The following is a 14207-nucleotide window of genomic DNA, read 5'->3' on the forward strand; positions in this document are numbered from 1 at the left end:
TTACTTTGAAAGCGTATTGAACAATGCCTCGATTTTGGCGAGATCCTTGCTTTTGGAAGTAGTTTCGAGCACCGCCACTCCTATCTGATACCATAGACCATCACCGGCGGTAATGTACTTGCCCTTTTTTGAAGGTTTGCTTTCCAATGCATTGTCGGGTACGAATTCAGCTTTGTAAATCGTATCCATTATTTTTTGCAATTGGCCCCAATCCAGTTTACGGGCCGCTCCTGCGTTCTTGCTTAATGTAAATTCCTTTTTACCAAAAGATGCTTTCAGGTCGATGGTCGTTTTACTGTCGTTATCGATGTCGATGTAGGTCAGTTCGAACGGCTTTTCACGACCGCCGGTTTCGAAAATAGCCTGCATCATCTCCTGCAAAAAGTACGACCAACGCTCCTTGTCGACCGGGTAAATCGTCACGCGTTTGTCATTCTCATCGAGTTCTATTTCAATGAAATCTTCAAACTCGCTCTCTTCGCGCTTGCGAATGATTTTAGAAGATGCCAGAATATCCTGAAACTCATTGATCCAAACCGCAGGCAAACTACCCTTCCATTTGTAATCATCATCCGTAGAAAAACCTTCGTCAAAGATTTCATCCTCCGTCAGCTCTTCGCGGTCGTTGTAAACAATATCAAAATCCACCCGCAAATCCTGAGCCGATTGAATGTCCATTTTCAAAGTATAAAAATGGGCAAACGGCGCCGGCACAACCGGAGCGGTCTGAAAGCGAATAATGTACTGACCTGGTATTTGAAGATTCTTATCCATTCGAAGATTTTAAAAACTGTTGAAATGTGGCGCGTTTGTCGATCTTGTCGGTAGCAGTTTTGGCAAACGCTTTTGCAAAGTAAATATGTTTCGGGTTTTCATAGGTCGAAACGCGGCTTCTAATTTCAGCGGGAAGCTGCACAGCCTGCTCTGGGCGCAGCGAACTTTCGACTATCAGCACGAGCTTTTGCCCCAGCTTTTCATCCGGCTCCCACCAGCAAAAAAATGCATTTGAAATACCCAGATCATGAAAAACCTGTGCAATCCGCTGGTCGGTTTGATCCAGCACAATTTTCACCCCGCCGGAATTGATCACATTATCCGCCCGCCCGATCCATTGAAATGTGTTCCCTGTTATCTGCACCAGATCATTGGTCTGCACCTTTTGCCCATTGGTAACAGCCCCGGAAACAAACAGGCATCCGCGCTCGTCCGTACCGAACGAAATACCGGGCAGAAACACATAGGAATCACTCGCCTCCGCTCCATTCAACGCCTTCAATGCGACATGAGAAACGGTTTCCGTCATGCCATAGCTTTGGAAAACCGGAACGTTCAGCCCCTTGATCGCCTCTGCCAATGCCAGGTTCACCGGCGCACCGCCAAGCAGTATTTTGCCCAACCTGCTGACCTGATCAACCGTGGCTGTATTTTCCAGGATCGCCTGCAATTGCATCGGTACCATGGCCACAAAATCGAAATCTACACTGTCCAGGCCATTCAGCGGGTTGGATGTCGGCTCCGTGACGGTCAGCTCCCACCCTAGTTCCAGCCCGCGAACGAGCATCATCAGCCCGGCAATGTAGCCCACATTCAGGCATACGAGCGCGCGGGTGCCGCTTCCAAGCGCCAGCGCCTCGCCCGTCATAGCCGCGCTCGCTTCAAGCTGCCTGCGCGTGACGGTAATGGGCTTGGGCATGCCCGTCGAGCCGGAGGTATGGAGCACAAATTCCCGGTCGCCTTCGAGCCACTTTCCCATAAAGTCGTAAGCCTGTGCGAAATAGGGATTTCGCGGCCTTTTCTGCGTTTGCCAATGCGTTTTGCCGGTTGTCCAGATCATACCTGTAATTTCTGCGGATTCATTGTTCCGGGTTACGAATAGCCCGTTTTTAATGCGGTGGAAAGTTATTCATTTGTTTTTGAACCTAACCCAAACAATGAGTAATTTCGCGCATTCGGGCAATACTTAACGGTGACATTTCCCGCCGGACATTGCCATTTATTCCAATCTTACCAATCTGATTTATGTCCAGTACAGTTCAATGGGAAACCATTAAAGAATACGAAGAAATTCTCTTTACACTTCACGAAGGAATTGCCAAAATCAGCATCAACCGCCCGCACAAGCACAACGCATTTACCCCGCTCACGGTAACCGAAATGATCGACGCGATGCACATTTGCCGCGAGGATCCCCGGATCGACGTCATTATCCTCACCGGCGAAGGCGGTAAGGCATTCTGTTCCGGCGGCGACCAGTCGGTGCGCGGCCATGGCGGCTACATCGGCGACGACCATGTACCGCGTCTGAACGTGCTCGACCTCCAAAAAATGATCCGCTCTATTCCAAAGGCGGTTATCGCCATGGTGGCAGGTTGGGCAATCGGTGGCGGGCATGTGCTGCACGTGATCTGCGACCTCTCTATCGCTGCCGATAATGCACGTTTCGGACAAACCGGCCCGAAAGTCGGCAGCTTCGATGGCGGTTTCGGCGCCTCTTACCTTGCCCGCGTGGTAGGCCAGAAAAAAGCACGCGAAATATGGTTCCTCTGCGACCAGTATGATGCCGACGAAGCATTGCAAATGGGCCTTGTGAACAAGGTAGTTCCTTTGGAACAATTGGAAACGGTAACCCTGGAATGGGCTAAGAAAATCCAGGAAAAAAGTCCGCTGTCGATCCGTATGCTCAAAAGCGCATTCAATGCGGAGCTTGACGGACAAGCCGGTATCCAGGAACTCGCGGGTAATGCGACATTGCTTTATTATCTCAGCGAGGAAGCCAAAGAAGGCCAGCGTTCGTTTTTGGAAAAAAGAAAGCCGGATTTCAGCAAATTCCCGAAATTCCCTTGATTTAGTCGGGAAAGATTAACATTTTAACTCATATCATTACAAATACTCACTGAATGAACCATTGGCTTGTAAAATCAGAACCATTTAAATACTCCTGGGACCACCTTGTTGCCGAAGGTGAAGGCATGTGGGACGGCGTCCGCAACTACGCCGCACGCAACAACCTGATGGCGATGAAAGTGGGCGATCTCGTGCTGTTCTACCACAGCAATGAGGGCAAGGAGGTCGTTGGGCTTGCCAAGGTTTCAAAGGAACATTACCCCGACCCTACTACCGAAGAGGCGGGATGGGTGGTGGTAAACCTCGTTCCCGTTGAGAAGTTCCCGAACACCGTTACGCTTGCGCAGATCAAGAAGGACGAGCTCCTGAAACAAATGGACCTCGTGCGTTTGTCTCGACTGTCGGTCGTACCGGTCAAACGCGAAGAATTCGACCATATCGTTGCCCTGGCACATGACAAAAAATAAGCGATCCGTTTTTCGGCTGGTCTTACCGTTACTCTTCCTGGGCGTCCTCGGCACGCCGGCTTTCGCCCAGGGAGTGAAGCGGATTGAACTTCCTTTACCCGGCAATACGGCCTATCAGGCTGTTCCGCTAGGTAAACAGGGTGTACTGCTCATTTCCAAGCCCGACAAAGGCACGTTCAATGTCCAGAAATTCGATACAAACCTCGAACGGGTGTGGTCCATCGACGGCCCGATCGAATCGAACCTCGATTACATCGCTTCCTCCTACGACGGACAGGCCGTGTTCCTGCTTTTCAGCAAATACCGGAGCTCTTTGTATCAAATTGTGAAGGTAAATGTCGGCCCAGGTTTCGTAGAGACTTTTACAATTAATACGGTCGACCGCTTCGAGATCACCGATTTCAAGACGCTCGGCTACTCTGTTTTTATGGCCGGTATGGTGCGTAATGAGCCGGTTTTGATCTACACCCAGCTTACTACACAGCAAACCAGGGTGTTACCTTCGGCCATTAAAGGTTCTAACGCCATTCAGACCGTCGAAGTGGACACCGCTCAGCATTTGGTGAATGTTTGTTTTGCAGTGAAAAAAGGCCGCCAGACCAAAATCGTGGCACGTTCTTATGAAGAAACCGGCGAGCTTTACACACAAGTTAGCGTCGAACCTGAGGACGATTTCTCGCTGCTTAGCGGCCGTTTACAGGTCTTGAACGACTCTGTCCGCATTGTAATCGGTACTTATGGTTACCGCAATATGCAGAGCAGCACCGTAGCAGCATCGCAGGGATTGTATATCAGCAAGATTGTCGGCGATGAAACCGTTTTCACCAAATACCACAGTTTTACCGATTTTAAGAACTTCTTCAACTTCCTGAGCGAACGACAGCAGGAAAAGATGGAAAAACGTATCCGTAAGAAGAAGGAAAGCGGCGACGACCTGAAACTGAACTACCGGCTTCTCGTGCATGATATTGTGCCGAAAACCAACAACTTCCTGCTGGTGGCCGAGGTATTCTATCCTGAATACCGCTACCAGAACCCCAGCATGATGGGCGGTTTCAATTATGGCTATGGCGGCTATGGCTATCCTTTCGGAATGGGGCTTTACAACCCTTACCTCTGGAACCCGATGTATGGCGGCCGGGGGTATAACCAGCAGGTATTCGACGGCTTCACCTATACGCATGCGGTCGTAGCGGATGTGGACCAGAACGGTAACCTGCTTTGGGACAACAGCATTAGTTTCGACAATGTAAAAAGCATGGAGTTGAAGGAAAAGATCAAAGTCCAGTCCTTTACTAACGGCAACTCGAAACTGATTTACAGTCATAACGGTGCCATTCGCAGCAAGATCATCAAAGGCAACCAGGTAATTGACAGCGACCGCGTAATCCCCAACGAAACCTACGTGGAAGGCGACAAAGTGCGGAAAACCAGCACCGACGATATCGATTACTGGTACGACAACTTTTACCTCGCCTGGGGCGAGCAGCGCATTGTGAATGCAGCCGGAGATCCGCAGACGCGGGGGAGACGGAATGTGTTTTATTTGAACAAGATTGCTTATTAGGACTTCGGCTGTCGGCCATCAGCTGCCGGCTTTGTTCGTAGCTCAAAAGAATAGTTACATCGATCGACCCGGCGGCGCGAACTGTTAATAACGCGACAAGCCTATCCGCCCCGGAGGGGCACCCTGTTTATAGCAACCGGGATGTCGAGGTTTGAATGAAAACTCCGTAGGAGTTACCTTTGCCGCAGCAGGAGGCTCCTACCGGAGCCCGGAATCATAATGAAATCATTTAATCTATAAACTGGTTGCTCCTGCCGGAGCTATTTTCAACCCTAAAAAGTGCCGACGGCCGCAAGCCGAAAGCCGAAGTACACCTTGATACTACTTTCACCAGACCAACATACCGACTACCAATTAATCGACAGCGGCGGATTCGAAAAGCTCGAAAAATTCGGGCCGTACATTCTTTCGCGCCCTGAGCCACAGGCAATATGGGACAAGTCACTTTCAGAAGCCGAATGGGACAAGCGTTCGAATGCCGTTTTCAAAAAGGATAAGAATTCCCAGGAAAAAGGGCAATGGATCACCAAAGGCGATATGCCCGATAAATGGGTGTTTCAATACCGCACGAAAGAACTGCATTTGCGCACGAAACTCGCATTGTCGTCTTTCAAACACGTAGGTGTATTTCCCGAACAGGCTACCAACTGGGATTTTATTGCGCGGACTCTGAAACAGATGCCGGAGGAAAAACCATCGGTGCTGAACCTGTTTGCTTACACCGGTATTGCCTCGCTGGCCGCAAAGGCCTCCGGCGCGGATGTGACGCACGTCGATTCGGTGAAGCAGGTGATCAGCTGGTCGCGCGAGAATATGGAGCTCTCCGGCCTGAACAATATCCGCTGGATAGTGGAGGATGCATTGAAATTCGTGCAGCGTGAAGTGCGCCGCGGTAACCAATACAATGGCCTGATCCTCGACCCTCCTGCATACGGACGCGGGCCAGATGGCGAGAAATGGCTTTTGGAAGAAAGTTTGAATGAACTACTGAGGCTCTGTGCACAGTTATTAAAGGAAAAGAACTTCTTTTTTATCATTAACCTGTACTCGCTGGGTTTCTCTGCATTGATCGTGGAAAACCTGATCAAAACGCATTTCGGAACGGAGATCAAACACGAGTTCGGTGAATTGTTCATTCCCGATTCGTTTGGCAAGAAGCTGCCGTTGGGTGTGTTTTCACGTTTTTCAGACCAGAATGTTTAGTGGCGAATGAAGTCTGACAAGCTGAAATATTTACCATTTGCAGTACTCATCGCACTGGGTGGGCTCGAACAGTCGTGCCAGAGCGACGCGCGCACATCCACGCGCATCCCGCCGGTGATCAAAAACGGCAAAGCACAGTGGCAGAACGACGCGCTGCTGTCGCTGACCGACCTGATCAACCGCGGGATCGATTCCGACGTGAATTATTTCAAAAGGGCGCGCATTTACTTTGAACGGGAGCAGTATTCGGAGGCGCTCGACGATATCAACGAATCGATTTACGAGCAGGATAATGTAAGCGAATACTTTCTCCTGCGCGGGAAAATCAACCGCGAGCTCGGCAAGATCGACAATGCGTTGGAAGACGCGCAACGCGCGGAGGCATTGCAGCAAAGCAGTCCTGAGCTGTATGTGTTGCTGGCCGACATTCTGCAAGCCAAAAACCGCTTCGGCGAGGCTGCCGGATATCTGAACCAGGCATTGAAAATGGCCCCTTACGATGGTTCTGCCTATTATGTCAAAGGTATGTTGCAGGCAAGACAGGGCGATTCGCTGGCAAGCCTCGCAAGCCTTAACTACGCGATGAATGTCAATCCGCGGTTGCTGCGCGCATACGAGCAGGGCACGATGATCAACCTCAAATTGAAAAATACGGCCGAAGCACTCGCTATCAATGAAAAAGCGCTGAAACGTTTTCCCGAGCGCGCAAGCCTGTTTTTCGGAAGGGGCGAAATCCTGAATGCGCTGGCGCAACCGGATACCGCCCTGATCTACTATCAAAAGGCGGTGGCGATCCAGCCCGACTACGACGAGGCACTCAACCAGCTGGCGACGGTGGCCATGCAGCTGCGCGCCTATCCGCAGGCGATCCCCGCATTGAAGACGCTTTTGAGAAAAAAGCCGCAGTCGAAAGAAATCAACAATATGCTGGGTTACGCTTACGAAAAAAGCGGCGAGCTCGATATTGCCAAAACCTATTATGAAACGGCCCTGACCATCGCCCCCGGTGACCAGGACGCGCGTTACGGGATGTACCGCATCCGGAAAATCGAGTCGGAAGGGTTGTACCCCTCCTACTATCCTGAGGAAAATACCAACCCGGGCTACAAATTACTGGATACAGCGCGGGTTAAAATTAATATTATCCAACCGCGTGGTACTACAAATATCCGCGTGGACTCTTCGCGCAAAGCTAAAATTGAATAGCTTTGTGTTTTGCGGCCTGCCGCATTGCCATTGAACCATACCACAGAATTATTTTTTTGAATGAAAGACGAGTCTCAAGTAAAAATTACCCTGCCCGATGGTAGCGAACGTTTTTACCCAAAAGGGGTAACCGCTCTCGAAATCGCGCTCAGTATCAGTGAAGGGCTTGCACGGAACGTGATAGCCGCCAAAGTCAACAATGAAGTCTGGGACCCTACGCGCCAGATCACGGAGGACTCCCTGGTAAAACTGCTGACGTGGAACGACGAGGATGGTAAAGCTACATTCTGGCACTCTTCGGCCCACTTGCTGGCCGAGGCATTGGAAGCGCTGTACCCGGGAATCAAGTTCGGTACGGGGCCTTCGATCGAAAAGGGCTTTTACTATGATGTAGACTTGGGCGGACAGAGCATCTCTCAGGAAGATTTCCCCAAAATCGAAGCGAAAATGCTGGAACTGGCGCGCCAGAAGAACGAATATATCCGCAAGCCGATCAGCAAGGCGGAAGCCATCGACTATTTTACCAAAAAGGGTGATGAATACAAGCTGGAACTGATCGACGGGCTGGAAGACGGCTCTATTACATTGTACGAGCAAGGCGGGTTCACCGATCTATGCCGCGGGCCGCATATCCCGAATACAGGTTTCATCAAAGCCGCCAAACTGACCAACATCGCGGGCGCATACTGGCGTAACAAGCAGGAAAACAAAATGTTGACCCGCATTTACGGCATTACTTTTCCAAAACAAAAAGAATTGGAAGAGTACGTAACCTTGATGGAAGAGGCCAAAAAACGTGACCACCGCCGCCTCGGTAAGGAGTTGGAGCTTTTCGCATTCTCGGAAAAGGTAGGACAAGGTTTGCCATTGTGGTTGCCGAAAGGTGCCATGCTGCGCGAGCGCTTGCAGGCGTTCCTGAGCAAGGCGCAGTCGCGCGCGGGTTACACGCCTGTGATCACCCCGCATATCGGTAGTAAGGACTTGTACGTGACTTCGGGCCACTGGGATAAATATGGTAAGGATTCGTTCCAGCCCATTAAAACCCCTAACCCCGGAGAAGAGTATATGCTCAAACCGATGAACTGTCCGCACCACTGCGAGATCTACAAAACCTCTCCCCGCTCCTACAAAGACCTGCCTTTGCGGTTCTCGGAGTTCGGAACAGTTTACCGTTACGAGCAAAGCGGCGAGTTGCACGGGCTTACACGCGTACGCGGGTTCACGCAGGATGATGCGCACATTTTTTGCCGCCCCGACCAGGTGAAGGAAGAATTCATCCGTGTGATCGACCTCGTATTGTATGTGTTCAAATCACTTGGATTTAACGATTACAGCGCGCAGATCTCCCTTCGCGATCCTAATAACAAAGAGAAATACATTGGTAAGGACGAGGATTGGGAAAAAGCGGAAAGCGCGATCATCGAAGCGGCGGCTGAACGCGGCCTGAGCACTGTAACCGAGTTGGGCGAGGCTGCATTCTACGGTCCGAAGCTCGACTTCATGGTGCGCGACGCATTGGGACGTAAATGGCAGTTGGGTACCATCCAGGTGGATTACCAGCTTCCGCAGCGTTTCCAACTGGAATATACCGGTTCGGATAACCAAAAACACCGCCCCGTTATGATCCACCGCGCGCCATTTGGTTCCATGGAACGCTTCACCGCGATCCTGATCGAAAACACCGCGGGCCAATTCCCGCTGTGGCTGTCCCCGGATCAGATTGCCATTCTGCCAATCTCGGAGAAGTTCGCTGACTACGCGGAAGATGTTTTCTTCCAGTTGCAGGATCACGATATCCGGGGCTTTGTGGATCACCGCGATGAAAAAATCGGCCGCAAGATCCGTGATGCGGAAGTTACCAAAGTACCTTTCATGCTCATCGTCGGTGAAAAGGAAGCAGCGGAAGGAAAGCTTTCGGTACGCCGCAAAGGTGAGGGCGACCTGGGAAGTATGACGGTCGAAGAGTTTACCGCGTTTTTCAAAAAGGAAGCCGCTATTGCTTGATGTTTTTGTAAGATTTTAGTATTATTCCAGCAATAAGGCACTATTTTTGTGGAGCTAGTGTTAATTTTTTCGATTTCCACCAAAAACAAAAAAAACACCAATACAAATTATATGGCATTACGACCCCCTAGTGGACGGATGAGGATTCCCGAAGAACCTTACAAAATTAACGAACGAATTACAGCAAAAGAAGTACGATTGGTCGGCGAAAACATTGAGCCGGGCATCGTGGATATCAATACAGCCCGAGCAATGGCGAAGGCACAAGGGCTTGATCTCGTTGAGATTGCGCCAACGGCAGTTCCTCCGGTCTGCAAAGTAGTTGACTATTCGAAGTTCAAGTACGAGCAGAAAAAGAAACAAAAGGAGATTAAGGCGAAAGCGCAGAAAGTGGTTATCAAGGAAATCCGTTTCGGCCCGAACACGGATGACCACGACTTCGATTTCAAATTGAAACATGCGACCAACTTCCTTAAAGAGGGTTCAAAAGTAAAAGCATACGTGCATTTCGTAGGACGTACGATCGTTTTCAAAGAGCGCGGTGTGAACCTTTTGAAGAAATTTTCCGAAGCATTGGCCGACTACGGCAAGCTTGAAATGGAACCTAAGCTGGAAGGAAAACGGATGACGATCATCCTCGCTCCTGCGCCCGCGAAAGGCAAGTGATAAGCTGATTCGTAAAGCATATTATATAGAAAATCGTGTTTTCGGCTCCATGTCGGGAACACGATTTTATTTTTGTGTAAAATTTCGCTAATTTTGCGCGCTGTTTTATATTTTATCAACTATTAGTTTTTTGAATCATGCCTAAAATGAAAACCAACTCTGGGGCTAAAAAGCGTTTCGCGCTGACTGGCACCGGAAAAATCAAACGTAAGCACGCTTTCCACAGCCACATCCTGACCAAAAAATCAAACAAGCGCAAGCGTGGTTTGGTGAAGACTGGTCTGATCGATGAGTCTAACGAGAAGCAAGTATTGGCAATGCTTCGGAAATAATCCGTAAAAGCCAATTCAGAAATTAAATTCTGGTTTTTTGTTCAACCCGATAAAAGGCATTAAAGTCCCAGCAGGGCGCCGATTATCAAAAACAGTTAAATTATGCCACGTTCAGTAAATCACGTAGCGTCACGTGCAAGACGTAAAAAAGTTTTAAAACTTGCGAAAGGCTATTTTGGCCGTCGTAAAAATGTATGGACCGTTGCCAAGAACGCCGTTGAGCGCGGTTTGGCTTACGCATACGAAGGCCGTAAGCAGAAGAAACGTAATTTCCGCGCATTGTGGATCCAGCGTATCAACGCAGGAACCCGTCAACACGGATTGTCTTATTCTGCTTTCATCGGCAAACTTAATGCAAAAGGCATCGAGCTGAACAGGAAAGTTCTGGCGGATCTCGCGATGAACCACCCTGACGCATTCAAAGCGATCGTTGATCAAGTAAAATAAAACAGCATCCCGCCTCTCCGGCGGGATTTTTTTTGCATAAAATTTGGATATTGCAGGTGATAATTTACTATCGTACCTCAAAACCAAATAAAAATGCTGGAACAACTCTTCGACCTCGTACAACAAAATTCGCAACAATCGGTTGTTGACAATCCTGATGTTCCCAACGAACACAATCAGGAGGTAATTAATACGCTGACCAGCTCTATCACAGGCGGCTTACAAGAACAAGTCCAGAGCGGCAACATCAGCGGGCTGCTGGGACTTTTCGGGGGCGAAAGCGGTACTTCCGCAGCCTCACTTCTCAATAATCCAATCGTGGCATCCATCGCAACCAACGCTGTCGGCGCGATCGTTCAGAAGTTCGGCTTGAACAGTCAGGTGGCGGGCAACATCGTAAACTCGGTGCTGCCAGGCGTACTAGGCGCAGTAATCGGCCAATTTAGTGGACAAGGTGGCGGCGTTCAAGGAGGTGGGGGCGCTCAGGGAGGCGGTTTCGACCTCGGATCGCTCATTCAAATGGGCGGCAGTCTTTTCGGCGGCGCCAACGACCAGCAGGGCAAACCGGCTTCCGGCGGTATCGACCTGGGCGGAATGCTGGGTGGCCTCTTCGGCGGAAAGTAATTGCAAAGATTAATTGCCTGATAAAACAAGGGCTTTAAAACGATAGTACATTTGCACAAAATGATGTACTATCGTAAAAGCCCTTTTTCTTTTTTATAACTCACCTTAACCATGGACTCAAGAAGAGAATTTATCCGGAAAGCCACCATGCTCACAGGAGCAGCCGGATTGTTCAGCACCCTACCCGCTTCGATTCAGAAAGCACTGGCCATTAACCCGCCCAAGGGTACAACCTGGAAGGACGCGGAGCACGTGGTCATATTGATGCAGGAAAACCGCTCGTTCGACCATTCCTATGGAACACTCCGCGGTGTTCGGGGTTTTAATGACCCGCGGGCCATTACGCTGCCGAACAATAATCTCGTTTGGCTGCAAACCAACGCGTTCGGCGAAACATACGTACCTTTCCGCCTGAATATCAAAGAGTCCAAAGCAACCTGGATGGGCTCGCTCCCGCACTCGTGGCCCAACCAGATAGATGCGCGCAATGGTGGAAAATATGATCAATGGCTGATCGCCAAGCAACCCGGCAATAAGGATTATGCCAAAATGCCCCTGACGCAAGGTTACTATAATCGGGAGGATATTCCTTTCTATTATGCCATGGCGGATGCATTTACCGTCTGCGATCAGAATTATTGCTCGTCGCTGACCGGTACCACACCCAACCGGCTTTACCTATGGACAGGTACCGTACGCGAGAACACCGATCCCGACAAACATTACGCGAACATTCGCAACGAGAATGTGACCGACGACCGCGAAGCTACCTGGACTACATTCCCTGAGCGTCTCGAAGACAACGGTATCTCGTGGAGAATATATCAAAACGAACTGAGTATCAATACAGGTTTCACCGGTGAAGAAGATGCGTGGCTCGCCAATTTCACCGATAATCCGATTGAATGGTTTACGCAATACAATATCCGTTACCATACCGGATACCAGCGGTACCTGAAAGAGCGCCAGCAAATGCTGCCCGGCGAGATCGAAGAGACGCAGACCAAGCTCAAATCGGTCTCCGGCAAAGAGGCTGCCGATCTTGAAAAAGTATTAAAAGAAAAACGCGCATTACTGAAACTGGCTAATGAGGAACTGATCCGTTGGAGCCCTGAAAAGTTCGAGAAACTATCGCAGCGCCAGAAAAACATTCACAACAAGGCGTTCACCATCAATAAAAATGATCCTGACTACCGGAAGGTTACCACGGTAAAATACCAGGACGGCGATATTGAGCATGAAGCCAAAGCGCCTATGGGCGACGTTTTGCATCAATTCCGCTCCGATGTAAAAACTGGTTCATTACCGACCGTTTCCTGGCTTGTCGCACCTGAAAACTTTTCGGATCACCCGGGCGCGCCCTGGTATGGTGCCTGGTACGTTTCGGAAGTCATCGATATCCTGACGGCTGATCCCGAGGTTTGGAAAAAGACGATTTTCATTCTCTGCTACGACGAGAACGACGGTTATTTCGACCACGTGCCGCCGTATGTCGTGCCTAATCCATATAAAGAAGACACCGGCGCCGTCTCGGCAGGCATCGATTGCAAGACGGAGTTTGTGACCATGGAGCAGGACATGCAGAAAAAAAAGAAAGAAGAATGCCGGGAAAGCCCGATCGGCCTGGGTTACCGGGTACCGCTCATCGTCGCTTCGCCCTGGAACAGGGGAGGCAATGTATGTTCAGAGGTGTTCGACCATACCTCTATTTTGCAATTCCTCGAAAAATTTGTGAGCCTGAAATCTGGCAAACAGGTGAAGGAAACGAATATCACGGAATGGCGACGTACCATTTGCGGCGACCTCACTTCGACTTTCACGCCTTATGACGGCCAGGAAATAAAGCTTCCCACCTTCGTGGAAAGGGCCGAGTTTATGGAAAGCATTTTCAACGCCAAGTTCAAAAAACTGCCGAATGGTTATAAGGCCTTGTCCAAAAACGAGATCGACGAGGTGAATAGCAACCCGCTCACCTCTCCTATTTTGCCAAATCAGGAAAAAGGAACGCGCCCTGCCTGTGCCATCCCGTATGAATTATATGCCGACGGCACATACAACTCTGCCAAAAATACATTTGAAATTAAGCTGGAAGCCAGAAATGGCATATTTCACGACAAATCTGCCGGCTCGCCATTTATCGTGTATGCCCCGGGAAAATACAAAAATGAAAATGTCAAAGTCTGGAATTACGCGGTGAAAGCCGGCGACGCCCTGACCGGCTCCTGGAATCCCGCCGATTTCGAAAATCAGCATTACCATTTAAAGGTGTACGGCCCGAACGGCTTCTTCCGCGAATACCGCGGCAACAAAGAAAACAGCTTTTTAAAGATAGAATGCACTTACCAGCTCGACCGCAGCAAAAAACCGACCGGCCATATCGAACTGAAAATCAGCAACCTGCATCCGGGCCAGAAGGCTGTATTGAAGGTTACCGATAATGCTTATGGTTCTGCTGCTCAAACCATTGCGCTTGAAAAAGCTCCGGCGGGCGCAAAATCACACAAAAGTATCGTACTGAACCTTGCGAAAAGCTTCAACTGGTATGATTTCACCGTCGCTGTGGAAGGCGTGGAAAATGCATTCTCACGGTTCGCAGGGCATGTCGAAACCGGTGCTGCCAGCCAGAGCGACCCTTATATGGGTCAAATGATCAGCTGAAACTATCCCATCGTCAGGCCATTTTTTGGCCTGACACTTTGTCATTCCGGTTTTATAGGAAAGTTGCTGGTACGGGGTTTTTAATAAAACTCCCAGTGACCGTCAAAAAAGGCACCCCGGTGCCCCGACGCTCCGGCGCCCGGCGGTCATAAGTCCAGAATCAAATCATACTTAACTTATAAAATAGAA

At 49.7% G+C, this 14207-nt stretch carries 13 protein-coding genes; 11 read left to right on the forward strand and 2 right to left on the reverse strand.

Annotation, left to right across the window (positions count from 1 at the left end; translation table 11 throughout):
* Entirely contained in the window at positions 1 to 774 is a 774-nt protein-coding gene (locus J7619_RS09145; protein ID WP_291197183.1) for a hypothetical protein, read from the reverse strand.
* A complete protein-coding gene (locus tag J7619_RS09150; RefSeq protein ID WP_291197185.1) occupies positions 767 to 1834 on the reverse strand; it encodes an AMP-binding protein in 1068 nt (355 codons plus the stop codon). Before J7619_RS09150 ends, J7619_RS09145 begins: the two co-directional genes overlap by 8 nt.
* 185 nt (positions 1835 to 2019) lie before the next feature.
* Between J7619_RS09150 and menB the strand changes: the two genes are divergently transcribed.
* The 11 genes from menB (at position 2020) to J7619_RS09205 (ending at position 14018) form a co-directional block, all read left to right on the forward strand.
* Positions 2020 to 2844 carry a 1,4-dihydroxy-2-naphthoyl-CoA synthase gene (menB, locus tag J7619_RS09155; RefSeq protein ID WP_291197187.1) on the forward strand — a complete coding sequence of 275 codons (825 nt, stop codon included), beginning with the start codon at positions 2020 to 2022 and terminating at the stop codon, positions 2842 to 2844.
* A 53-nt stretch (positions 2845 to 2897) separates the two neighbouring features.
* Entirely contained in the window at positions 2898 to 3311 is a 414-nt protein-coding gene (locus tag J7619_RS09160) for an EVE domain-containing protein (RefSeq protein ID WP_291197189.1), read from the forward strand.
* Positions 3298 to 4878, forward strand: a complete 1581-nt coding sequence (locus tag J7619_RS09165; RefSeq protein ID WP_291197191.1) for a hypothetical protein — start codon at positions 3298 to 3300, stop codon at positions 4876 to 4878. Before J7619_RS09160 ends, J7619_RS09165 begins: the two co-directional genes overlap by 14 nt.
* 315 nt (positions 4879 to 5193) lie before the next feature.
* Positions 5194 to 6081, forward strand: coding sequence for a class I SAM-dependent methyltransferase (locus J7619_RS09170; RefSeq protein WP_291197193.1), 888 nt, complete (start codon positions 5194 to 5196; stop codon positions 6079 to 6081).
* Positions 6082 to 6087: 6 nt separating this feature from the next.
* Positions 6088 to 7287 carry a lipopolysaccharide assembly protein LapB gene (locus tag J7619_RS09175; RefSeq protein ID WP_291197195.1) on the forward strand — a complete coding sequence of 400 codons (1200 nt, stop codon included), beginning with the start codon at positions 6088 to 6090 and terminating at the stop codon, positions 7285 to 7287.
* Positions 7288 to 7347: 60 nt separating this feature from the next.
* Complete coding sequence (thrS, locus tag J7619_RS09180) at positions 7348 to 9291, forward strand: threonine--tRNA ligase (protein ID WP_291197197.1); 1944 nt, start codon at positions 7348 to 7350, stop codon at positions 9289 to 9291.
* Positions 9292 to 9402: 111 nt separating this feature from the next.
* On the forward strand, positions 9403 to 9957 hold the full coding sequence (gene infC / locus J7619_RS09185) for a translation initiation factor IF-3 (RefSeq protein WP_223410042.1): 555 nt from the start codon (positions 9403 to 9405) through the stop codon (positions 9955 to 9957).
* A gap of 137 nt (positions 9958 to 10094) precedes the next feature.
* On the forward strand, positions 10095 to 10289 hold the full coding sequence (gene rpmI, locus J7619_RS09190; protein WP_015810726.1) for a 50S ribosomal protein L35: 195 nt from the start codon (positions 10095 to 10097) through the stop codon (positions 10287 to 10289).
* Between the two features lie 102 nt (positions 10290 to 10391).
* Positions 10392 to 10736, forward strand: coding sequence for a 50S ribosomal protein L20 (gene rplT / locus J7619_RS09195; RefSeq protein WP_015810727.1), 345 nt, complete (start codon positions 10392 to 10394; stop codon positions 10734 to 10736).
* Between the two features lie 93 nt (positions 10737 to 10829).
* Positions 10830 to 11360 (forward strand): hypothetical protein, encoded by a 531-nt coding sequence (locus J7619_RS09200; RefSeq protein WP_291197201.1) that lies wholly within the window; start codon positions 10830 to 10832, stop codon positions 11358 to 11360.
* Positions 11361 to 11471: 111 nt separating this feature from the next.
* Positions 11472 to 14018 (forward strand): phosphocholine-specific phospholipase C, encoded by a 2547-nt coding sequence (locus J7619_RS09205; protein ID WP_291197203.1) that lies wholly within the window; start codon positions 11472 to 11474, stop codon positions 14016 to 14018.
* The last annotated feature ends 189 nt before the right edge of the window (positions 14019 to 14207 follow it).

It is taken from the genome of Dyadobacter sp., from assembly GCF_017744695.1.
Taxonomy (GTDB): domain Bacteria; phylum Bacteroidota; class Bacteroidia; order Cytophagales; family Spirosomataceae; genus Dyadobacter.

Bases quoted from the DNA above. Each gene is read 5' to 3' on its own strand.
- J7619_RS09145 (WP_291197183.1), bottom strand. From the start codon at position 774: ATGGATAAGAATCTTCAAATACCAGGTCAGTACATTATTCGCTTTCAG.
- J7619_RS09150 (WP_291197185.1), bottom strand. From the start codon at position 1,834: ATGATCTGGACAACCGGCAAAACGCATTGGCAAACGCAGAAAAGGCCG.
- menB (WP_291197187.1), top strand. From the start codon at position 2,020: ATGTCCAGTACAGTTCAATGGGAAACCATTAAAGAATACGAAGAAATT.
- J7619_RS09160 (WP_291197189.1), top strand. From the start codon at position 2,898: ATGAACCATTGGCTTGTAAAATCAGAACCATTTAAATACTCCTGGGAC.
- J7619_RS09165 (WP_291197191.1), top strand. From the start codon at position 3,298: ATGACAAAAAATAAGCGATCCGTTTTTCGGCTGGTCTTACCGTTACTC.
- J7619_RS09175 (WP_291197195.1), top strand. From the start codon at position 6,088: ATGAAGTCTGACAAGCTGAAATATTTACCATTTGCAGTACTCATCGCA.
- thrS (WP_291197197.1), top strand. From the start codon at position 7,348: ATGAAAGACGAGTCTCAAGTAAAAATTACCCTGCCCGATGGTAGCGAA.
- infC (WP_223410042.1), top strand. From the start codon at position 9,403: ATGGCATTACGACCCCCTAGTGGACGGATGAGGATTCCCGAAGAACCT.
- rpmI (WP_015810726.1), top strand. From the start codon at position 10,095: ATGCCTAAAATGAAAACCAACTCTGGGGCTAAAAAGCGTTTCGCGCTG.
- rplT (WP_015810727.1), top strand. From the start codon at position 10,392: ATGCCACGTTCAGTAAATCACGTAGCGTCACGTGCAAGACGTAAAAAA.
- J7619_RS09200 (WP_291197201.1), top strand. From the start codon at position 10,830: ATGCTGGAACAACTCTTCGACCTCGTACAACAAAATTCGCAACAATCG.
- J7619_RS09205 (WP_291197203.1), top strand. From the start codon at position 11,472: ATGGACTCAAGAAGAGAATTTATCCGGAAAGCCACCATGCTCACAGGA.